The following is a 22,674-nucleotide window of genomic DNA, read 5'->3' on the forward strand; positions in this document are numbered from 1 at the left end:
AATTAAAATATAATTTTTTTATTATAAAGTAACTTATAAAATTATTTTAAGTTGGTTTATATGGAAAATATTGCAAAAGATTCTGATATAAGAAGTATCATAATTGATGTTTCACAAAAAATATTAGAAAAAAATATTAAAAAATTTGTATATACTTCTTTAGAGTTAAATAATATAAATTACAATTCTTCAAATACTATTTATTATATTTTCCTTGAATATTCAAATCAATACCAAATCTTCATTTTTGATAATAAATTTAAATATATGATATTTGAATTGTTGCATACAAAAAAAGAAGTATCAACTGAATTTACTCTTTATATAACAAAAGATTCTTTTGTTATATTTCAAAAAAACAAAATTTATACCTACCAAAAAATTAATCAAGAATATTCTCAAAATGAACTCTTAAAGTATATAAATAAAAATTTTAATATCACAATTAAAAATGTTGTTCACTTGGATGATTTTGAAATTGAAAAGATAATAGAAAAGAATTTAATATCTTCAAATATTTCGAATTTAAAGAATATTAATGAAAAAAGTAAAAAAGTTTTTCTTTTGTATTTGTCTTATATATTTGTATGTATTGGTGCCTCAGTAGGTTATAAAAACTATGAAGAGCTTTCCTATACAAAAGATATTCAAAAGAAACAAGAGATCATAAAAAATGAATACTTAAAAACTTTAAAAACTCTAAAATTTAAACCTTATGAAGAAGAGTACAATAAACTAATAAATACTGTTAGTAAATATGGATTAGAATTAATTTCATTAAATTATACAAGTACTCTTATGAAGATAAAAGTACAGTCAAAAGATAAAAATAATATATATTTATTTTTAAAGTATTACCAAAAAAATTTAGTATCTAATAGTATTAGTGAAGTAAGTTCAAAAAAAATATTTACAAGTATTTTAAATGTTAAAATCAATAATAAATAGTTACTGTAAAAGTAGTAATAAAGTTAAATTACAATTATTTATATTACCTCTATTTTTTGTTTATTTCTACCTTTATTTTTATGTAGAATACAATACTAAACTAATAAGATCAAATGAATATAATTTAGAATCTCTTAAAAATAAAAAGTTTAATAAATCATATCTTAAAATTATAAATGATCTACAGAAGTATCTAGCTTCTAGCAAAATAAAAATAGACTTTATTGATTATAAGAATAATAATTTACTTATTAAAGGTAAAACTTCTATTTTAAAAATCAAAGATCTTATAAATAAACTAGAAAATCTAAATAATTATTCAAATATTAGTTTATTAAATATTTCAAAAACGAAAAATCTAAATATTTATAATTTTGAGATTAATACTGAATTTAAAAAATATTATTTGAAAAAGAAACAAAAGAAAGTAAGTTCTGAAATTAAGCCAAAAAAGGTTGAAAAAGAAATTAGAAAAACTAATAATAAACTTGAATTAAAAGCAATTGTTGCAAATCATATTTTAATAAATAGTACTTGGTATAGCCTAAATGATGAAGTTTTAGATTATAAAATCACAGAGGTTCAAAAGAATAGGGTTCTTTTAACTAATAAAGATAAAAAAATAAATTTAAGGTTACATCATGAATAATATTCTTATAGATTACAAACTATTTAAAACTTATGATAAGGAATATTTTCTAAAAAATAAAATTGTTCCTATTTGTGAAAATGATATTTCATTAGACTTCTTCGTTTGTAAAGAATCAAAGCTATTAAACATAAATAATGATTTTAATAAAGTATTAAAATTCAAACAAATATCTACTAATGAATTACTATTTTTATTAAGTTTTCTTGATATAAAAATGACTTTATTTGAACTCTCATGTAAAGCAATAGATAAAATTAATAGTAATGATAAACATATAGAAAACTTTATAGAATGCTTAATAAACTTTTCAATTATCACACGAGCAAGTGATATTCATATTGAAGAGTTTAATGATCTTGTATTATTTAGATTTAGAGTTGATGGAAAGTTAAAGATTTTTTTCTCTTTTAATATTGAACTATTAAAAATAATTTCTTCTTATATAAAACTTATTGCAAACTTAGATATCACGCAAACAAGACTACCTCAAGATGGACGTTTTTCAATAAAAGTAGAAAGTGAGGTTTTTGACTTTAGACTCTCAACTATGCCTACAAGTCAATCTGAATCACTAGTAATAAGAATACTTGATAAGAAAAATATAAATAAATCCATTGAAGATTTAGGCCTATCTTCAGATGTATTTTTAACTTTGAAAAAAGCTTTAAAATTAACGCAAGGTTTATTACTAATTACAGGACCTACCGGTGCTGGTAAAACAACAACTTTATATTCAATCTTACAAGAATTAAATTCAGATGAAAAGAAGATAATAACAGTTGAAGATCCTATTGAATATAAAATTGATTCAATTTCGCAAATAGCTGTAAATACAAAAGTAGGTTTGAGTTTTGAAGTTATATTAAGAAATATTTTAAGACAAGACCCTGATATTATTTTCATTGGAGAAATTAGAGATAAGTTTTCATTAGATATAGCACTGCAAGCTTCTTTAACTGGACATTTAGTTCTAGCTAGTATTCATTCAAATAATGCAGTTGAAACTATTTCAAGGCTTATGGATTTAAATGCCGATCCTTTTTTAATCTCAAGTACCTTAAAACTAATACTTGCTCAAAGATTAGTATTAAATTATTGTAAATATTGTGAAGCAAAAGGCTGTGAAAAGTGTAATTATACAAAGTATTATGATAGGTCATGTATAGCAGAAGTTTTAAATATAGAGGAAAATATATCTTCAATGATTTTTAAGAAAGAAGATATTAATAAAATTAAACAATATCTAAAAACTATAAATTTTAAAACAATTATGGATGATGGGAAAATGAAGGTATCTTTAAATATTACATCAATGGATGAAGTTTTTAAAGTTGTGAACTACTAATGAGAAAATATAGATTAACCTTTGAAAATAGTAAAGGAATACAAAGAAAAGATATTAATACTAATGACATTTCTAAAGAAGAATTACCTTCAAATATAATTAGTATTAAAGAAATTAAAAATTTAGATTTTCAAAATTTGTTTGATAATAAAAAGCAAATAAAAGACAAGCATTTAATAAATGTTTTTTATGAATTAAACCTTATGCTTTCATCAAATATGACTCTTCTTGATAGTTTGAATATTTTGATTAAAAATAGAAAAGATAAAACAATTTTATCTTTTTTAAATACATTAAAAAACTCACTAACAAGTAATAGTAAAATCTCTAAAGAATTAGAAATTTACAAAATAAATTATTTAGTAGGTTCTTTTTTTGATATTTCCCAAGACAATGGTAATATTAATGAAAATATTAAAGCTTTGTATGAACTTTTAAAAGAATCCAATGAAATAAAAAAGAATTTTATAAAAGCTATTACTTATCCTATAATTTTACTAATAAGTTTTTTCTTTTCTTTAATATCAATTTTTTATTTTGTAATTCCAAAATTTAAATTAATATTTGAACAATCAACTACAGAACTTCCTCTTGCTACAAAAGTGTTATTGCAAGTTCAGTATTTATTTGAAAACTACATAGTTTTAATTCTTAGTATATTTCCTTTAGCATATTTTATATGTTATTTGTTTTATAAAAAAGATGAAAGATTTAAATATTTTATTCACAAACTACTAGTGAAAAAAATATTTCTAGTAAAAGATATTTATTTGAATATGCAGTTATACAAGTTCTTTTTACTTTTAGATATTATGCTTAAATCTAAGTATGAATTTCACAAATCTTTTATCTCATCAAAAGTTTTAATTAAAAATAAATACCTTTTAGATAAAATGTCGCTTATTGACAATTTACTACAAAATGGTAAAGGAATAAGTCATTCTTTTAAAAAAGCTGATATTTTTAATGATATTGCTTTAAACCTGATTAATACAGGGGAATTATCTAATTCTTTAGACATTACAGTAGCTGAAATAAAGAAGATATATAAAAATAGATTTAATGAAAAAATCAATTTATTAACATCTATTATTGAGCCATTTTTTTTACTTGGTATTATGAGTTTAATTCTGTGGATTGTTCTTGCAGTTTTTGTACCAATTTGGGATATGGGGAATATGATAAAAGGTTAAAGGAAATATTTTATGGATAAAAATGAAGAGTTCGAAAATTCTATTAAAAAGATATTAGAACATGTTGGAGAAGACCCAAGTAGAGAAGGGTTATTAGATACTCCAAGTAGAGTAAGAAAATCACTAGAGTTTTTATGTAGTGGGTATAAAGAAGATCCAAAAGAAATCTTACAAAAAGCACTTTTTACTTCAACAAATGATGAAATGGTTGTAGTAAAAGATATAGAATTTTATTCTCAATGTGAACATCATATGCTTCCAATTATTGGTAAAGCACATGTTGCATATATTCCAAATGGAAAAGTTGTTGGACTTTCTAAGATTCCTAGAGTTATTGATGTTTTTGCAAGACGATTACAAATTCAAGAGCAATTAACAGAGCAAATTTGTGATGCTTTAAATGAGCATTTACAACCAAAAGGTGTAGCAGTTATGATTGATGCAAGACATATGTGTATGGAAATGAGAGGTGTTCAGAAAATTCGTTCTACTACAGTTACTTCAGCACTTAGAGGTTTATTTAAATCTAATAAAAAAACTAAAGATGAGTTCTTATCTATTGTTTCATCTTCATTAACAAAATAAAAATATTTATAACAAAGAATTAAAATTCTTTGTTATTTTTTATAATAAAATCACTTTTGCAAGCATTAAAAAAGAGAAGAAACCAACAATATCTGTTACAGTTGTAAGTAAAACTGTACTTCCAATAGCTGGGTCTATATCAAACTTTTTAAGAATTAAAGGTATTGATGCTCCAAAGAAACCAGCAGAGAATAAGTTTAAAATCATTGACAGACCTATTACAAGACCTAAAAGTTTTTCATCAAACCAAACCCAAGCAATCACACCCATAATAATAGCAAATAGTAAACCATTAAATAAAGCTATTATTACTTCTTTTTTAACGGCATCTCTTGCGTGTTCAAGTTCAATATTACCTAATGCTAACTGTCTAACCATAACTGCTAAGGTTTGTGTTCCTGCATTTCCACCCATTGATGCAACAATTGGCATTAAAATTGCAAGTGCTACATAAGCTTGAATTGTTTCATCAAAAATACCTATGACTAATGAAGCTAAAATTGCAGTTCCAAGATTTAAACATAACCACATTGCTCTTTTTTTAGCAGTTGCGAAAAGATTATCTTCATGCTCAAAGTCATCATCAACTCCAGCTAGTTGGTACATTTGTTCTGTCGCGTTTTCTTCAATTACATCTAAAATATCATCAGATGTAATTCTTCCCATTAGCATATCTTGATATCCTACAACTGCAACTACATTTAAATCATATTTCTCAAACTTTTTTGCAACATCATCAATATCATCTTTATCTTGAACAACAAAAGGACTAAACCTATTTTCATCATATTCACTTAAAACTTCTGCATAAGTTTTTTTAAAATCAATAATAATTAAATCTTCAAGTAAGATTGAAGCAATTAGTTTTTTATCATCATTTACTATAAATACCTGATGGATATTTTCTAGTTCATCTCGTGCTTTTCCTTCTGTTAGTCTATCTAGTGAAGCTTTTATTGTTTCATTTAAGTTTGCAGAAAAAAGCTCAGTCTGCATATACGAACCAGCTTGATCTTCTTCATAAGTTTTAAGCCAGTCAATTTCTTTTTGATCTTCTGCTTCTAATCCATCATAAATTTCTTTTGCTTTTTCTTCATCGAACTCTTCAAGCTCTTGGATAATATCAGTTTGATCATCAGATTCAAGCTCATCAACAGCTTCTGTTAATTGTTCAATTGTAAGTTCAGAGTAAGCATTTTCTCTTAAGTTTTCAGGTAACTCAAGTAGTACCTCTCCTAAGATGTCATCTGGAAGTTTTTTTAAAACGAAGAAAAAGTCATCTTCGCTATGTTTTTCAATTTTCTTTAGACTATTTGCAATATCACTTGGATGTAAGTTCTCAAGTTCTTCTAAAAGTTTACTAGGGTCTTTTATAATTTGATCTTGAGGCATGAACTTTTATCCTTATATTTTTTTTACATCACTTTTATATGTAAGTCTATCTAATCTTGTAGCTTTTTGTCTATTTTCGCTTTGCATTTCTGATTTAAATTTATCAGTTATCTTTTTTGAATTAGCTAAGAATGTAGCTTTATGTTTTCCACTTAAACCATTTGTTTTAGGTCTTCTTATTACTTTTAAAGGATCAACAGCTTTACCATTTTTATAAACACCTAAATGTAAATGTGGTCCAGAACTAAGTCCTGTACTTCCAACATATCCAATATGTTGACCTTTTTTAACATTTGCACCTCTTTTTAGACCTTTTCTAAATCCATTTTGGTGGGCATATAGAGTTTTATAGCCATTTCTGTGTTTTATAATAATAGTATTACCATATCCACCTCTACGACCTTTAAATTCAATTCTACCATCACCTGCTGCGTATATTTTTCTTCCTCTAGGCGCTGCAAAATCTGTACCTAAGTGAGCTCTATATCTCTTTAAAACAGGATGCCATCTTTTTTTAGTAAAAACACTTGAAATTCTTTTGTAAGTTAAAGGTATTTTGAAAAAGTATGTTTTTGTAAAACCTTTTCCTTTTTCATCATAATATTTATCATCTTTATTATTTTTTATTCTATAATATTTTTTACCTCTAATTTCAACCATTGCCGCATCTAACTCAGGCAATCCATGTGGACGTCCAAGAAGACTTTTCTTTGTATATTTTAATGCAATAAAATCACCTTTTTGCATTTTTCTAAAGTCTACTACACCTTTAAACAATGCTTTTAATTGAAGTGCAAGAGCTACATCTCCTGTAGCTTTTTGGATATCATGTGAAACTGAAACTGTTACAGGAATTGCAACTGTTTCATTATATTCTACATAATTTATTGGTAAAGTTTGAAATTTAAAAGTTCCATCACTTTCTTTATAAATATGTAATTGAATATCTTCTGATACTGGTATTAAAACTTGATTAAAACTTTCGTCATCATTTAAATAAAGATAAAATCTTTTTTCTGCAACAATTTCTGAACATAATTCTTTATCTTCTTTTTCAAGATCGAAATATAATTTTTGAGGAATAGCATATTTTTCTAAAAATGTTAGAAAGCTTTCTCCTGAAGGCCATGGAATCTCTTTAACTTCTGCAGAGTGCAAAAGGTTAAAAAATATAATAATAGATAAGATGATTTTTTTCACTGTTAATTCACTTTTTATTAAAAAATTAGAACAAGTATTATACAATTGCGCAACTTAAAAAATAATATGGAGATACAATTGAATAAAATCATAATTTTATTATGTATGGTTATTAATATTTTTGCAAATGATTTAGTAAATTTATATAGACTACAAGGGCTTTCAGCTGTAGAAAAACAACTTGAAGATAGCTTAAAAGATAAAAAATATTGGGATAATTACTTAGAAAATAAAAATGTAGATTTAGGTTATTATGAAACAAAAAAATATGTAATATTAACACACAAAGAAAAATCTGAATTAGAACTTTATGAAATCAATGATAATCAGTCTAGTTTAATAACTAGAAATAGTGTAATTGTTGGTGAAAAAGAAGGTGATAAATATTTAGAAGGTGATAAAAAGACTCCTGAAGGTGTATATGAATTAACAAGTAAAAAAACTAATTTAGACCAGTTTTATGGACCTCTTGCTTTAGTTACATCATATCCTAATAGGTTTGATAGAACTCTAGATAAAAAAGGTTATGGTATTTGGATTCATGGAATGCCTTTAAAAAATGAAGAAAGAGAGAAATATACAAGAGGATGTATCGCTTTAGATAATCCTGAACTTGAAAAACTTGATAAAAATATAGATTTAGATAACGCACTTTTATTAACTAGTGACAAAGAATTTGAAAAAGCTAAAAAAGAAGAAATTTCATTAATTCTTTCTTCTATTTTTAAATGGAAAGATTCTTGGAAAAAATCTGATATAAAAAGTTATTTGAAATATTACTCGCCTGAATTTAAAAAAGATGATGGAAGTGATTTTCAAAAATTTTCAAGATATAAAAAAAGAATTTTTTCTAAAAGAGAAAGAAAAAAAATTAGATTTTCAAATATAAGTATCACACCTTATCCAAACTCTCTAAATAAGCGTATGTTTAAGATACTAATGGATCAAAAATATGTAAGTCCAACTGTAAATTTTAACGGTAAAAAAGAACTATTTTTAGAAATAGTTAATAATGAAGTTAAAATTTTAGTAGAAGGTTAAAAGTAAATTTAACCCTTTTTTAGATATACTCGCCTTAATTATAACTACCATATTTAAGGCTAAAGATGCAAAACAAAGACATGAATTTAGAAGAGTTAGCACTTGCTCACTCTTTAACACTTGAAGAATTAGATAATATCAAAGAAATTTTAGGAAGAGAACCAAACTATGTAGAAATTGGTATCTTCTCTGCTATGTGGAGCGAGCATTGTTCGTATAAATCAAGTAAAAAATACTTAAATGGTTTCCCAACTAAAGCCCCATGGGTTATTCAAGGTCCAGGTGAAAATGCTGGTGTTATTGACATTGGTGATGGCTATGCTGCTGTGTTTAAAATGGAATCACATAATCATCCTTCGTTTATTGAACCTTACCAAGGTGCTGCAACTGGTGTTGGTGGAATTTTAAGAGATGTATTTACAATGGGTGCACGTCCTATTGCTAATATGAACTCAATTAGATTTGCTGGAATTGAAGGTGATTCAGAAATTGCACAAAAACATAGATTTTTATTAAGAGGTGTTGTTTCTGGTATTGGTGGATACGGTAACTGTATGGGAGTTCCTACTATTGGTGGTGAAACTACATTTGAAGAGTGTTATGCTGGAAATAATCTTGTAAATGCCTTTACTTTAGGACTTGCAAAAGCTGATGAGATTTTCTTAGGTCTTGCAGAAGGTGTTGGAAATCCAGTTATGTATGTAGGTTCAAAAACAGGTCGTGATGGATTAGGTGGAGCTGTTATGAGTTCTGCATCATTTACAGAAGATAATGAATCAAAAAGACCAACTGTTCAAGTTGGTGATCCTTTTACTGAAAAACTTCTTTTAGAAGCTTGTTTAGAATTATTTAAAGCTGATTTAATTATTGGTATTCAAGATATGGGTGCTGCTGGACTTACTTCATCTTCATTTGAAATGGCAGGAAGAAGTGAATCTGGAATGATTATGCATTTAGATAAAGTTCCAGCACGTGAAGAAGGAATGACTCCTTATGATTTTATGCTTTCTGAATCTCAAGAGAGAATGCTTATTTGTGCAAAAAAAGGTAGCGAACAAGCTATTATTGATATTTTTGAAAAATGGGAATTAGATGTTGCTGTAATTGGTGAAGTTACAAATACTGGAAATATGGAATTATTCTGGCATGGTGAAAAATGTGCAGAAGTTCCAGTTCAACCAGTATCTGAACAAGCTCCTATTTTAGATAGACCAGTTGCAAAACCAGCATATTTAGATGGACTTGATGAAATTAAACTTGATAGAGAAATTTCAAATCAAGCTGCATTTGATGATTTATTCTCTGATATGGAAGTAGTTGACAAGTCTTGGGTTTATTCTCAATATGATTCAATGGTTCAAACAAATACAATCAAAGGACCTGGTTCGTTAGATGGTTCATCTATTAGAATTAAAGAAACAGGTAAAGCTTTAGCTATGTCTGCTGATTGTAATACAAGATTATGTTATATTGACCCTGAATTAGGAGCAGCAGCAGCTGTTATGGAATCAGGAAGAAATGTAGCTATGAGTGGTGCAACACCAAAAGCAATTACAGATTGTCTTAACTTTGGTAATCCAGAAAATCCTGAAGTAATGTGGCAATTTGCTGCTTCTTGTGAAGGAATTAAAACAGCTTGTAAAGAGCTTGATACTCCAGTAATTGGTGGAAATGTTTCATTATACAATGAAACAAATGGTGTTGGTGTTTTCCCAACTCCTTCAATTGCAATGGTTGGTGTTAATGATGATGCAAACAAAGTTTTACCTTCTTGTGTTCAAAATGAAGGAAATGTTTTATATATTTTAGGAGATACTAAATCTGAGTTTGGTGGATCTTTATATATGAAAAAAATGTATTCAGTAGTAGCTGGTTCTCATCCTGAAGTAAATTATACAAATGAATTAAAACTTTGGGATACAGTAATTGAAGCAAATAAATCTTCATTATTAGAAGCTGCAAAAGATGTTAATGTTGGTGGTATTGCAATTGCATTAGCTAAAATGGCAGTAGTTGGAAAACTTGGAGTTGAAGCTAGTATTTCTTTAGATGATTCAAAAGATATTTTCTCTGAATCTTTAAGTAGAGCTATTGTTGAAGTAAAACCTGAAAACTGCGCAGCATTTGAAAAATTAGCTGATAGTAAAAATATTGATTGCTCTAGACTTGGTTTAGTGCAAGGTGATAAAATTTCTATCAATGATATTTATAAAGAGTTGGATGCTGCATCTGATACTTACTTTAATAAATTTAAAAGAGTAATTGAACAAGATTTATAGTTCTAATCTCTTTTAAAGTAGTAGCATTTTAAGTATGCTACTACTTTTATCTTCCTATTTTTAATACTCTTTTTTCAACTTCTTCAAAATCAATAATTTCTAGACCTTCTTGAATTGTATCTTTACTTTCATGAGCTCCAAAACCATATGCCATTGGTGTTACGTTCATAGTGTCATAAAAAGCTGTTCTTGCATTTATCCATTTTGATGTTTTAATATCATTTATCCAAATAATTGCTTGATCTTTCCATTTTATATCTTGGTCTTTAAACCATAATATAGTACAACCAATATCATCAAAGACATGGTGTTCAGATGTGTTTGGATTTTCTATTTGAACCGTTTGATTTCTATCACTTACAACCATTATACATCTAGCACACATATCTCTATCCCAATGAATTTCATGTACGCCTGTATGAACTTTTTTTTCACAAGAAGTTAATGAGAGTAAAAGAGTAAAGATAAACAAAGCTTTTAATAATTTTTTATTCATATTGGTTCCTATACAATTTCATCAGATACAATTTTCCCTAAGTCCATATATATCTGTCTATTTACAATTTCTTTAACTTCATCAAGCCTATGAGTTACAAAAAGAAGAATCTTTTCATCTTCATTTTGTTTTAAAAGTCTATAAAAATCATCACGTGCTACTGGATCTAAGTTTGCCGTTGGTTCATCGTAAATTATAATATTGCTTTTTTTAGCAAGGGAAATTGCAATTAACATTTTTTGTTTCATTCCACCTGATAGTTTAAAAAATGATTTATTTAAGTTTGCTTTTAAATCTAATTTCATCTCATTTGCATAATGCATAATTAATTCTTTATCAACGTTTGAACTAGCTTCTATATACTGAATTAATTCATTAAGATTTAATTTAATTGGAGGTGGAAGTTGAGGCACAAAAGAAATTTTGTCTAATACTTCAATTCTTTGTTTAATTGGGTCCATACCATTTATTGATACATTCCCTGAATTTGGATGATAGTATCCTAAAATAGATCTAATAAGTGTAGTTTTACCTGCACCATTTGGTCCCATTAATGCTATATATTCATTTTTATTAAATTCAATACTTACATCATCTAATGAAATATGAGATGCAAACTTTTTTGTTAGATTTGAAACTTTTATCATTTTATACTAAACCTTTTAATCTAAAATCGAATTTTAATGCATCTGCATGACATACATCGATACATCTACCACATAAAGTACAATCAGCACCTGTTACATATTGAGTTTTTATACCTTTTTCTTCTCTTTGTTTATCATATTTTGCTTTTGTTAAATCTAATACTTGATTTTCAAAGCATACATCATGACAAACCATACAATGGTCACAATTATCATTCCATTGAACTCTAAGTGCACTTACTTTTCCAATATAGCCATAAGTTGTTCCAATTGGACATACATATGTACACCAAGCACGACGAGAGAAAAATACTTCAATTAAAAATACTACTAATACCCAGCCTAAAGCTAAAGACCAACCATAAGTAATAAATCTACTTAATATTCCTACAACATTAAAAGTTTCAAATACTAAATAACCACTTGTAGCTGCCATAATCAAAAACATAAACCAAAAAACATGTCTAATTCTATGATCAAATTTTCTTTCTTTAATTATCTTCTTATTTATTAAAGTATTATGAATTTTTTCGCCAATCTCACTAATAATTCCATAAGGACAAACCCATGAACAATAAGTCTTTCCTCCTATAAAAATGTAAAAAAGTACAATTGTAGACGTCCCTATAATTACATTTATAGGCATATGATAAGTAGATAAAAAAACTTGTATAGTTGTAAAAGGATCAATTAAATGAAATCCTAAAAACCTTGAACCATTGAGTGTTCCTTCTAAAGCTTGTATATCTATTGCAAATGATAAGAAAAACAATAAATGAATTGATATAACTACAATCCATCTTTTCATTCTATATGAGAGAAATGTTTTTCCTTCTTTTGTTTTATCAAAAAATGTTGAGAAGAATGTTGTATTTTTTATTGTTGCTCTTGTATTCCATTTATCCATTTTTAATTTCCTAACAGCAAATTGCTATTTTTCTAAAGCATCTCTTCTTGCTTTGAATTGAGAGATTTCTTTTGCATACTCTTTTAAATCTTCCTCTGATAAGTTTATTAGTAAACCTTTCATAATAAGATTCTCTTTTCTACCTGCTTTAAAATCAACTAAATCTTTGTATAACGTTTCTTCAGATTGTCCAATAAGTTTTGGACCCATCAACTTCTTGCCATTTTGTAATCCTGAGCCATCACGCCCATGACATGAAGCACATTTACTTTTATAGTTATTACTTACTGTAAACATTGAATTACTCCCAGCTTTATCTCTTAAGGCCTTAATTTTGTCTTCTTCAATATTTTCATTTTCTTTTGGAAGTGATGCTTTTACTGAATTATTATCTAAATATTTCATATCTTCAATAATTTTTCCAGCTTCTCCACCTTGAAAAGCTCTTCCATTAGTATATGTATAGGCCATTAGTCCTAAAACTATTATTGTTGAAATTACGGCTATTATATTTTTCATTTTAACTCCCTAATTTGTTTGTTAAATTCATAAATTTCATCTGCTATTTTTCTAATCTCTTCCTTTGACATTTGATTAACTAATCCTGTCATTAGCACATTTGCATTTTTATCATTTTTAAATTTACTAATGCTTTGAAAAATTGAATCTGCGTCTTTTTCTAATAATGAAGGTCCTATTATTCCATTTGCATAATCGTTGTGACAAGCTGAACATTTTACGATAAAATCTTTACTAAGACTTTTTACTAAAAGTGAAACTTTTATCTTTTCATAAGGACTTCTAACATGCATATTCGCATCTAGTTCAGTTCTTGGTTTAACTCTTATTTTTGCATCTTCATTTGCAGGTTTTGAATTTGGGTCGTAAGCTGTCTTTACACCATTATAATTAAAGTAATAAGTTTCATTTTTATTGTTTTCTTGTTTCTTTTCTTCAACTTTTATTTCTTTAATATTTTTATTTTCTTCAACTTCAATTTTCAATGGTGTTTGTGCTATTGCTTCTTTTTTATTTGAAGTCTCTTTTTCTTCTTCTTTTTTTTCTGAACAACCTAAAATAAGTATAATAATGGCTGTAGTAAATAGTATTTTTTTAATCACGCTTTTATTCCTTTAACATAATAATCTTCATAAGTTAATCTAGGTTTGACTACAATAGCAGGCTCATTTGCTGGACATAACTCTTCACAAACTCCACATCCAATGCATCCTTCATAAACTTCAGGTTTCTTTCCATTACCACTGCCTATCATAGAAATAGCACTTAGTGGATTAGGTATTGGACACATATCTGCACAAATAGTACATTGTTTGCCTTCAAACCCATCTAGCTTTTCTAGCATATCTTTTTCAAGTTGGGTTACATTTCTTTGGCTATTTGTAAAATCATGAATCTTTTTACTATGACCTTTTGGAACAGGTGTATTTGTAATTGCGATACATTTATTGGGAAATTCTAATACGGCAATTCCCATTTTTATATCTTCAGGTTTTTCACAACTATGGTCAAGTGCACCACTTGGACATGCTAACACACAAGGTACTGCTGTACAAGCATAACAACCACGCTCTAAAGCATCTATATACGGAGTACCAACACCATGCCCTTTTGCCATATCAGCAAGCTTAATTGAATGATATGGACATACTTGTAAACATTGACCACATTTAATACAAAGAGCTAAAAACTCTTTTTCTGAAACTGCACCAGGTGGTCTTAGTTTCATTTGTGCTTCTAATGCGTAGGGGCTTATTATAATTCCTCCACCTAGTGCAACTCCTAATATTCCTAAAGTAGAAAACTTAATAAAATCTCTTCTGTCTTTTTTTATTTCTGCCATAATTAAATCCTTACATCTTTAATTTTGGTTTTGGGTCTTGCATTAAAAATGCAGGCTGTGAAAAAGGTGCTAGTTTTGCTAAAAAATTTAATAGTGTAATTACAGGTGAACCATAAAAAAACTTTACGTCTTTATTATACATCCAAAGTTGGTCTGCATATTGATAGACTTTATGGGGAGTATCTCCTATATTATCTGCATTTTTATCAAAACCTTCATAGTTATCCCAGTAATTACCCTCTATATCATTCTCATCTGTTTTTGCACCTCTACTATCATTGATAATATCTTCGATATTACCTAAGATAGTATTTCCTTTAATTACATTATTTTCACTAAGTGAGTGAAAATGTATAGCTTCTGAGTTATATAGAATTTTGTTATTTTCAACCCAGTTTTTAGAATCAGGTTCAAATGGCGATCTATCTATATAAATACCTTGTGCATTGTAAATAACTGTATTATCTTTTAATGTAAAATTTGATACATCTTTTAAGCCAATACCCATTCCCGTTGCTCCTAAAGAACTCTTTATTATATTTCCTGTTGCAATTGTGTCTTTACTATACATAAAGAAAATCCCAACTGAATTGTATTGATAAGTATTATTTCTAACAAAATTTTTACCTGCATACATAAAATGAAGTGAGTATCTATTATATTCTCCAAAATTATCAGAAATGTCATTACCATGAGAATACCAGACTACCATATCTCTTGATTTAATAACTTTATTATTTTTTACAATATTGTCATTTGAATACCAAAGTCTTAATCCATCACCTCTTAAACCTAATTCTAGATCTTTTGAAGTAATGTAGTTATTTGAAATAATAGAATTATTTGTCATTGCAACATCTATTCCAAATAGTGAATCTTTTATAATACAATTTGAAATTTCTGATTGTTTAGAGTTTGATAATTTGATTGCTGCATCAATTTTATCGTGTCTATTTCCACTATTAACAATTGTTAGATTTTTTAATGTCACATAAGGGCTTTTTATTTCAACTACTGTGCCTGTACCTTCACCATTTATAATAACTCCGTCTTCTTTTCCTATAATTGAAATAGGTTTATTAATAATAATTGAACCATTATAAACTCCCTTAGGTAACTTTAGTATTGAGCCTTCTGCTGCTTTATCTATAGCATCTTGCAAAATACCTGCTATTAGGAAATTAAATGATAATAGACATAGAGTTAGAATTATTTTATACATAAAAAACCTTAGTTATTATCTGTTTCTCTTATAGCTTTGTTTTTAGCTAAAATTGCTAAAAGACTAAAAATACCAATTGCAAGTAAAAGATAAAACCCAATACTAGGATAAGAATGTGTTGTAAACTGTGCAATTTTCCCATCACCAAAAACAGTAGGCATAAAAGGTTTAATTTTAAATGCACCCCAATCATGAAGATTGTGACCAAACCAATATAACCAATATGAGTAATCAGCTATAAAAAGTAATGGTAGTGCTGCTGGAATTATCATGATTTTTGTTAAAATCTTTTTGTCATAAATAATAAAGAATATCATTAATAATGATAATCCTAAAAGCGCATAAATACCAATTTCTCGTTCAAATTGGCCACCTCTCCACATTGGATCCATTCCAACATAGTGATTAATTGTATTCATTTCATGAACTTCACCTGAAAAACCATCAAAGTGGAAATATACAGGAATACCTTCTGGAAATGCTTTCTTAGGATAGTTTGGGGCTTCTAATGAACAAGACCAAATAGGAAGAGAAGCTACACCTATTTCTGAAGATGTATCAATCATTTTTAATAAATCATTATGAGCTTCTTTTGGAGTTGTTGTACTTTTGTATTTACCTTGATTGTAAAGGTTCCATATCTTTATTGCCATTGGTGATATCTCATCTATTTTTTCATCATGTATTTTGTTTAATGTTCCGTGAAAAGCTATCATTGGAAATGTAAATGAAATAGTCATAATAATAAGAGCAAGACTAGCAAATATTTTTGCTTTTATAAAACTTGGATGCATTTGATTATCCTTTCTTTTTAAGTTCTAATATATAAGCTATATTTATAAATCATAAATTAGAACTAAGTATAAATATAGATTATCGTAAATGTAAATTTTTGGTATTGATACTTATCAATAAAAAAAGGAAGAATATGATAATTCTTCCTTTTTAATCACTCTAATAAGTTGAAATCCTAGAAAAGGTTTGCATTTTCATCAATCCATTTTAAGTATTCAATAATATCTTTTGTTTCTTTTTCACTCATATTTTGATTAGGCATTTTCATTTTGAAATAATCAATCATTCCTTCAATGTATGGATCTTCATACATACTTTCTGGATCCATAATAAATTTACTAACCCATGTCTCACCATTTTCATGTCTTTGTAAAACTCCTGTTAAATCAGGACCTGAAGAAACTTTTCCAATTACGTGACAACCATTACAACCACCTTCAGCAAATGCAGTTGCACCTCTTGCTGCTGCGGCACTTTGTTCAGTTGCAATTTTTGTAACTAATGTATCTTTTGCTCTAATACCAACATCAGCAGTTTTAACCATTAATTGCCAAATCATACCTTCATGTAAAACAGCTTTTTCCATATTTCCAGCTTTAACTGCTTCATCAGATTTTTTCTTTTCAGCAGGAATTTGTCCATATTGGTCAAAAGCATCTGTAACTAAATCAGCAACAATTTTATGATCACCAAATTTATTATCTTTTAGGAATTTAACTACTGATTGGATAACTGTATCTGTTGCTGCATTTACTGCAACAGCTTTATCATATTCAGCTTTTAATTCTTCTGGACTCATAGTTTTCATTTTCATTTTTTGAGCACTTACATATTTTTTGTTAGGATCTTTAACCATCATATATCCCATCATTTCTAAGTGAAGTGCAGAACAAAATTCTGTACAATAGTAAGGGAAAACACCCTCAATATCTGCAACAAATTCCATTGTTGTAGTTTCACCTGGTTCTAATGATGCATGTTGATCAAAGCCACCAATTGTAAATCCATGTGTTTCATCTTGAGCTCGTTCTAGATTTGTCATATGGAAAGTAACTAAATCGCCTTTATTAACTGTAACTCTTTCTGGGTTAATATGTGATCTTACTAATGTAGAGTAAACTGTTACATGGTTTCCATCTCTTTCAATTCTTTCTTGACCTGCTAATGTTTTACCAATATGTTGTTTACCAGTTTTACTATTTGTACCCATTTTATATCTTACATGTGGGTGTAGTTTTTCTGCTCTAATACCAACTGCTTGATGTGGTTCACCTAAAGGTAAAGGCATATCTACAAGTAAATCCATTGTTTTCCCAGAAATATCAATTAACTGGTGATTTTGTGGATGTAAAGGACCAACATTTTGGAATCTATCAATTGCAAGTTTATTAAGTGCAATGATGTACTCACCTTGAGGATCAGCAGTTTTACCTTCCATACCTGCTAAGTGACCAATGTTGTAGTGAACATTCTCTTTATCTAAAACTTTTAAATCTTTAAAATTCCATTTAACAACTTGTGAATCAACATATAATGAAGTATACACTTCTCCATCTACTGGCGAATATTGATTATGTAAAGGGCCAAGTCCTAATTCAGCTTGTCCATGTAAAGATTTTTTCATATCTAAGATTGGAATACCATATGGATCTTTACCAATATATTCTTTGTTATCAATTTGTTTTTTAATTTTTGTGAAATCATAAACTGATGCATGAGTATCTAATTTCCCACATACAATTAAATATTGACCTGTTGGATCAACATCAACACCATGCGGTGATTTTGGTTCAGGAATTAAAAATAAGGCATCATTTTTAACTGCAATATCCATAGGAATAATATTATGTCCATTTACTACTTTTACATTTTTTGGATCTTTAGCAACTTCTGCTAGTTTTTGCCAGTTATACACATGTAAGAAGTCTGTATCATTTCTAGACATACCCGCTTCATTTGGTGGATTACCTACTTCAATCCCACCTGTATACATTTCTGTATTAAAAGAGTTTGTAAATCCCCAACCGTAACTAATACCTTTACCAGCATCAGATAAATCTTGATGGTAAGGAGGCATTTCGATTGTATAAGAATCTTTTGGTTTAATTCTACCAATCTTATGGTCGAATTTCCACATTGTAACACCACCTCTATATGACTCTTTATAGTCATCTATTGCATGGTAGTTGTTATCATAAGGTGCTGCGTATTGCGATGCTTCAATAATATATTCAGAATTTGGAGTAAAGAATGCTCCTCCATGATTTGATTTAAAAACAGGATTAGGAACTATCTGTTTTGTTTCAAAATCTTCTAAGTCAATTACAGCAATTCTTGGATTAGCTTTATCATTAATAGCTAACCATTTACCATCATATTTTCCATCAATTTCTGAAAGTGCAGGGTGATGAGTATCTCCCCAATTGATTTCTCTACCTCTTATGTTTCCTTGTCTTAATACAGCTAATGAATCTTTATCATAACCATATCCTTGCCAAGGTTCAGGTGTAAATACACCAATATATTTTAAAATCCTCATTGAAGGAACACCATAAACAATTACTTGTCCACTTTGTCCACCTGAAGAAAAAATTACATATTTATCTTTAACCCCTGTTGGATTATATGTTTTCGCTGCACGAATAACATCTTGTTCTGATAAACCTCTATCTTTCATTACTTTTGAAAGTTCACCCTCAGCTGCATTAATTGCAGTTACAGCTAAAGCTGAACCTATAAGTAAAGAAGAAATTTTACTAAGCATTGGTTTCATCTTAAAACTCCTTTCCATGTGTATTAGGTTCTTTAATAATTTCTATTAAAAATCTTTACTAATTTTAACTGTAAGAGTTGTTTTGAAAAATGATATAGGTCAAGAAAGTGTTAATTAAGTGTTAATTTTTATAAATTTAGAAAGAAATTTATAAATTTAATGTTTCAAAGAGTAACAAAATATAACCTTTAGTAAGAAACTAAAGTTTATATTCTACCATTTAGAAGTCTAATTAGTGCATTTGAGACTTCACTAAACCTAAATATTCTTCTTCCATTATTTGAAACTTTAAAGTTTTTGGCATCTTCAATGCTACTAAATGAAACTAAATCATCACCGGCAGGTGATATTTTATTTGAACCATATATAAAATATGCTTTTTTTGCATCAATTATTTTATGTGATTTAAAATCAGTAACAAGTATATCTTCCATATCATCAACTGTTTTTACATTAAATTTTTTCCATTTATTTTTATTAAAATAAAACTCAAACATAGATTTAGGAGAGCTGAAAAAAGCTTCCTTTTTATTTGAAAAATTAATTTTTGATGCCCAAGCAGGATTTTTATATATTTTTAATTTTCTTATTTCACCACTTGTTTCTTTTGTAAAGTTAATTGTAAGTTTATCACTTGCAAAACTTGAACTTGTAAGTAGTATGCTTGATATTAATAATGTTTTTAATAGTTTTTTCTTCATAGTTTCCCTTATACTAAATCTTTTTTTGAAAATATTCTAAATCCTAACATTGCAAAACCAATTCCTAATAATATAGGATAAAGAATAGAAAATAAAACAAATGTCGACTGCTTAAATGTATCTAAGATATAAAAAGCAACAGGTCCCATAACAGTTAATTCAGGATCAAAAAGTGAAATTGCAGCAACTCTAAATATTTCCATAGGATTAGCTAGTGCAATTGCAATTATCATTGACTCTTCAAATCTGTTTTGCATCATTAAAGATATTAAAGCTATATCAATAAATGCAAGTAAAAATATCCAAATAAAAAATGAAATCCCAAGTGCTACTTCACTTGATTTAACGAAAGAGGATATAAAAAATGCAATTCCTAGAAAAGCAGAAGATAATGCAAACAATAAACCTGTATATAAAAAGAATATTTCCCAAGGAATTGAAGCTCCAATTAATGCTCCATAGATAATTGCAATAAGCATTGCAAAAAATACTGGTAAAAAAACAGTAATAAACCTACCTAAAATCTTACCCCAATAATATTGTTTTAAGGAAATTGGAAAAGATAACATATATTCTAAGATATGATTATCTCTATCTCCTGAAATAGACCTTACAGTTGTTATTAGAATAAAAATAGGGAGTATTACAATAGTAACTTGAATATACATAAGTAATAATCTGCTTAATCCACTAAAACCCATAACCTGTGATTGTGTTACACCTGCTATAAAAAACAGTGCAATCATTCCACCAAATACTAAAGAATAAACTACAAACCATTTTGCTCGTAAGGACTCTTTTAAATCTAAATATGCGATAAGTGATAAATTTTTCATGTTAACCTTTTTCTTAAAAAAGATTTTAACATAGAACAATAATTAATAATGTTGATATATATCAATAGCAATAGTTTATTGTAAAAGCTAGTACTAACTAATTATTTTATATAATCGCATCAACAAAGATAAGTATTTAAAATATATCAAAGGGATAGATGTAAATGAGAGCATTAATTAGTGTAAGTGATAAAAGTGGTGTTGAAAATTTTGCAAAAGAATTAGTAACACTTGGGTATGAAATTATTTCAACTGGTGGAACATATAATAAGTTAAAAGAAGCTGGTATTGCTGTAATTGAAGCAAATGAAGTTACAAAGTTTCCAGAGTGTTTTGAAGGAAGAGTTAAAACTTTAAATCCATATATTCATGGTGGAATTTTACACAGACGTGATAAGCAATCACATTTAGACCAAGCAAAAGAATTAGGTGTTGAAGGTATTGATTTAGTATGTGTAAATCTTTATCCATTTAAAGCAACAATTGAAAAAACTGATGATTTTGAAGAGATTATCGAAAACATTGATATTGGTGGACCAGCAATGGTTAGATCAGCTGCTAAAAACCATGACTCTGTAATTATTGTTACTGATGTTATTGATTATGATGTAGTTTTAAACAATCTTAAAAATGACACTAACACTGCTGAATTCAGACGTGATATGATGATTAAAGCATATGAGCATACTGCTGCATATGATTCAATGATTGCAAATTATATGAACAAAAGATTTAATAACGGTATGGGTGCTAAACAATTTATCACGGGTGTTAAAGTATTTGATACTAGATATGGTGAAAACCCACATCAAAAAGGTGCATTATACGAATTTGATAATCACTTATCAAATAAATTTATCACTCTAAAAGGTGAAGCATCATTTAATAATATGGGTGATATCTCAGGTGCATCAAAAATTGCATCTGCTTTTGGTGATGACAATGCTGTTTGTATTGTAAAACATGGTAATCCATGTGGTTTTGCTATTAAAGATACTCTATTAGAATCTTATGAGCAAGCACTTAGATGTGACCCAATTTCTGCATTTGGTGGAGTTGTTGCTGTTAATGGTGTAGTTGATTTAGACTTAGCCATTAAAATGAATGAGATTTTCTTAGAAGTTGTGTTTGCAGCTGATTTTACAGCAGAAGCTGAAGCAGAGTTAAATAAAAAGAAAAGAATCAAATTATTTAAACAAGGTACAGCAAAATTAGAAATGGCAAATGATGCTTTTAACTTTAAAATTGTTGATGGTGGGTTTGTATATCAAGATGCTGACAAAGTTGAAGATGATGAAGTTAAAAATTCTGAGTTAAAATCAACTAGAACGGCAACAGAACAAGAACAAAAAGATATGGAAATTGCTTATAAAGTAGCTTCATTAACTAAATCTAACTGTGTTGTATATGTAAAAGATTCTGCAATGGTTGCTGTTGGTATGGGTATGACTTCAAGAGTTGATGCTGCAAAAGCTGCTTTAAGAAAAGCAGAAGACTTAGGTATTGATGTATCTGGTTCTGTATTAGCATCTGAAGCTTTTTTCCCATTTAGAGATAGTATTGATGCAGCGCAAGAAGCTGGTGTTAAATGTGTAATTGAACCAGGTGGTTCAATTAGAGATGACGAAATTATTGAAGCTGCTAATGAATTTGGTATGGCTTTATACTTCTCAGGGAAAAGACACTTCTTACACTAACAAATACAAAAAAAGATATCTTAAATAATTTTAAGATATCTGCTATATTTTAAATATAAATAAATATAACAAATGCTAAAGTATAAACTCACTATAAAGGATTA

At 27.9% G+C, this 22,674-nt stretch carries 21 protein-coding genes; 8 read left to right on the forward strand and 13 right to left on the reverse strand.

All coding sequences use genetic code 11. The annotated features are described in order from the left end of the window. The first annotated feature begins 60 nt into the window (after nucleotides 1-60). The 5 genes from D3Z07_RS13325 to folE are packed head-to-tail and all read left to right on the forward strand — an operon-like array spanning nucleotide 61 to nucleotide 4,723. The gene (locus tag D3Z07_RS13325) at nucleotides 61-948 is read left to right on the forward strand and encodes a hypothetical protein (protein WP_122894138.1); all 888 of its coding nucleotides are present in this window, start codon (nucleotides 61-63) and stop codon (nucleotides 946-948) included. Then, entirely contained in the window at nucleotides 926-1,597 is a 672-nt protein-coding gene (locus tag D3Z07_RS13330; RefSeq protein WP_122894139.1) for a hypothetical protein, read from the forward strand. Before D3Z07_RS13325 ends, D3Z07_RS13330 begins: the two co-directional genes overlap by 23 nt. Further along, nucleotides 1,590-2,945 (forward strand): GspE/PulE family protein, encoded by a 1,356-nt coding sequence (locus tag D3Z07_RS13335; protein ID WP_122894140.1) that lies wholly within the window; start codon nucleotides 1,590-1,592, stop codon nucleotides 2,943-2,945. The genes D3Z07_RS13330 and D3Z07_RS13335 overlap by 8 nt, the downstream gene beginning before the upstream one ends. Then, nucleotides 2,945-4,138 (forward strand): type II secretion system F family protein, encoded by a 1,194-nt coding sequence (locus tag D3Z07_RS13340; protein WP_122894141.1) that lies wholly within the window; start codon nucleotides 2,945-2,947, stop codon nucleotides 4,136-4,138. The genes D3Z07_RS13335 and D3Z07_RS13340 overlap by 1 nt, the downstream gene beginning before the upstream one ends. Before the next feature lie 12 nt (nucleotides 4,139-4,150). Then, nucleotides 4,151-4,723 (forward strand): GTP cyclohydrolase I FolE, encoded by a 573-nt coding sequence (folE, locus tag D3Z07_RS13345; protein WP_076087918.1) that lies wholly within the window; start codon nucleotides 4,151-4,153, stop codon nucleotides 4,721-4,723. A gap of 39 nt (nucleotides 4,724-4,762) precedes the next feature. Here the strand turns inward: folE and mgtE are convergent, their stop codons facing one another. Further along, nucleotides 4,763-6,115 carry a magnesium transporter gene (gene mgtE, locus D3Z07_RS13350; RefSeq protein ID WP_076087916.1) on the reverse strand — a complete coding sequence of 451 codons (1,353 nt, stop codon included), beginning with the start codon at nucleotides 6,113-6,115 and terminating at the stop codon, nucleotides 4,763-4,765. 12 nt (nucleotides 6,116-6,127) lie between these two features. Then, entirely contained in the window at nucleotides 6,128-7,315 is a 1,188-nt protein-coding gene (locus D3Z07_RS13355) for a peptidoglycan DD-metalloendopeptidase family protein (protein ID WP_122894230.1), read from the reverse strand. A 78-nt stretch (nucleotides 7,316-7,393) separates the two neighbouring features. Here D3Z07_RS13355 and D3Z07_RS13360 point away from each other — a divergent pair, with 78 nt between their 5' ends. Together D3Z07_RS13360 and purL are read left to right on the forward strand one after the other, a co-directional pair. Continuing rightward, nucleotides 7,394-8,356, forward strand: a complete 963-nt coding sequence (locus D3Z07_RS13360) for a L,D-transpeptidase family protein (protein ID WP_228144664.1) — start codon at nucleotides 7,394-7,396, stop codon at nucleotides 8,354-8,356. 65 nt (nucleotides 8,357-8,421) lie between these two features. Next, nucleotides 8,422-10,635, forward strand: a complete 2,214-nt coding sequence (purL, locus tag D3Z07_RS13365; protein WP_122894142.1) for a phosphoribosylformylglycinamidine synthase subunit PurL — start codon at nucleotides 8,422-8,424, stop codon at nucleotides 10,633-10,635. 46 nt (nucleotides 10,636-10,681) lie between these two features. On the opposite strand, the gene D3Z07_RS13370 is transcribed toward purL, so the two are convergent. From D3Z07_RS13370 to D3Z07_RS13420, 11 genes are all read right to left on the reverse strand, one after another. Continuing rightward, on the reverse strand, nucleotides 10,682-11,131 hold the full coding sequence (locus tag D3Z07_RS13370; protein ID WP_076087912.1) for a hypothetical protein: 450 nt from the start codon (nucleotides 11,129-11,131) through the stop codon (nucleotides 10,682-10,684). Nucleotides 11,132-11,139: 8 nt separating this feature from the next. Beyond that, nucleotides 11,140-11,778: an ABC transporter ATP-binding protein gene (locus tag D3Z07_RS13375; protein ID WP_076087909.1), complete on the reverse strand. Its 639-nt coding sequence runs from the start codon at nucleotides 11,776-11,778 to the stop codon at nucleotides 11,140-11,142. 1 nt (nucleotide 11,779) lies between these two features. Then, nucleotides 11,780-12,685 (reverse strand): NapH/MauN family ferredoxin-type protein, encoded by a 906-nt coding sequence (locus D3Z07_RS13380; RefSeq protein WP_076087907.1) that lies wholly within the window; start codon nucleotides 12,683-12,685, stop codon nucleotides 11,780-11,782. Nucleotides 12,686-12,709: 24 nt separating this feature from the next. Further along, the gene (locus tag D3Z07_RS13385) at nucleotides 12,710-13,204 is read right to left on the reverse strand and encodes a c-type cytochrome (RefSeq protein ID WP_076087905.1); all 495 of its coding nucleotides are present in this window, start codon (nucleotides 13,202-13,204) and stop codon (nucleotides 12,710-12,712) included. Further along, nucleotides 13,201-13,806, reverse strand: coding sequence for a c-type cytochrome (locus tag D3Z07_RS13390; protein WP_076087902.1), 606 nt, complete (start codon nucleotides 13,804-13,806; stop codon nucleotides 13,201-13,203). The genes D3Z07_RS13385 and D3Z07_RS13390 overlap by 4 nt, the downstream gene beginning before the upstream one ends. After that, the gene (locus tag D3Z07_RS13395) at nucleotides 13,803-14,546 is read right to left on the reverse strand and encodes a 4Fe-4S dicluster domain-containing protein (protein WP_076087900.1); all 744 of its coding nucleotides are present in this window, start codon (nucleotides 14,544-14,546) and stop codon (nucleotides 13,803-13,805) included. The genes D3Z07_RS13390 and D3Z07_RS13395 overlap by 4 nt, the downstream gene beginning before the upstream one ends. Nucleotides 14,547-14,556: 10 nt before the next feature. Then, complete coding sequence (locus tag D3Z07_RS13400; RefSeq protein WP_076087898.1) at nucleotides 14,557-15,768, reverse strand: nitrous oxide reductase family maturation protein NosD; 1,212 nt, start codon at nucleotides 15,766-15,768, stop codon at nucleotides 14,557-14,559. Nucleotides 15,769-15,776: 8 nt separating this feature from the next. After that, entirely contained in the window at nucleotides 15,777-16,562 is a 786-nt protein-coding gene (locus D3Z07_RS13405) for a cytochrome C (protein WP_076087896.1), read from the reverse strand. 176 nt (nucleotides 16,563-16,738) lie between these two features. Further along, nucleotides 16,739-19,336, reverse strand: a complete 2,598-nt coding sequence (gene nosZ / locus D3Z07_RS13410) for a Sec-dependent nitrous-oxide reductase (protein ID WP_076087894.1) — start codon at nucleotides 19,334-19,336, stop codon at nucleotides 16,739-16,741. 206 nt (nucleotides 19,337-19,542) lie between these two features. Next, complete coding sequence (locus D3Z07_RS13415; protein ID WP_076087892.1) at nucleotides 19,543-20,037, reverse strand: nitrous oxide reductase accessory protein NosL; 495 nt, start codon at nucleotides 20,035-20,037, stop codon at nucleotides 19,543-19,545. Nucleotides 20,038-20,045: 8 nt separating this feature from the next. Continuing rightward, nucleotides 20,046-20,873 carry an ABC transporter permease gene (locus tag D3Z07_RS13420; RefSeq protein WP_076087889.1) on the reverse strand — a complete coding sequence of 276 codons (828 nt, stop codon included), beginning with the start codon at nucleotides 20,871-20,873 and terminating at the stop codon, nucleotides 20,046-20,048. 164 nt (nucleotides 20,874-21,037) lie between these two features. On the opposite strand from D3Z07_RS13420, the gene purH reads away from it, so the two are divergent. Then, nucleotides 21,038-22,570 carry a bifunctional phosphoribosylaminoimidazolecarboxamide formyltransferase/IMP cyclohydrolase gene (purH, locus tag D3Z07_RS13425; protein ID WP_076087887.1) on the forward strand — a complete coding sequence of 511 codons (1,533 nt, stop codon included), beginning with the start codon at nucleotides 21,038-21,040 and terminating at the stop codon, nucleotides 22,568-22,570. The last annotated feature ends 104 nt before the right edge of the window (nucleotides 22,571-22,674 follow it).

This window comes from Arcobacter peruensis (genome assembly GCF_003711085.1).
Taxonomy (GTDB): Bacteria; Campylobacterota; Campylobacteria; order Campylobacterales; family Arcobacteraceae; genus Poseidonibacter; species Poseidonibacter parvus.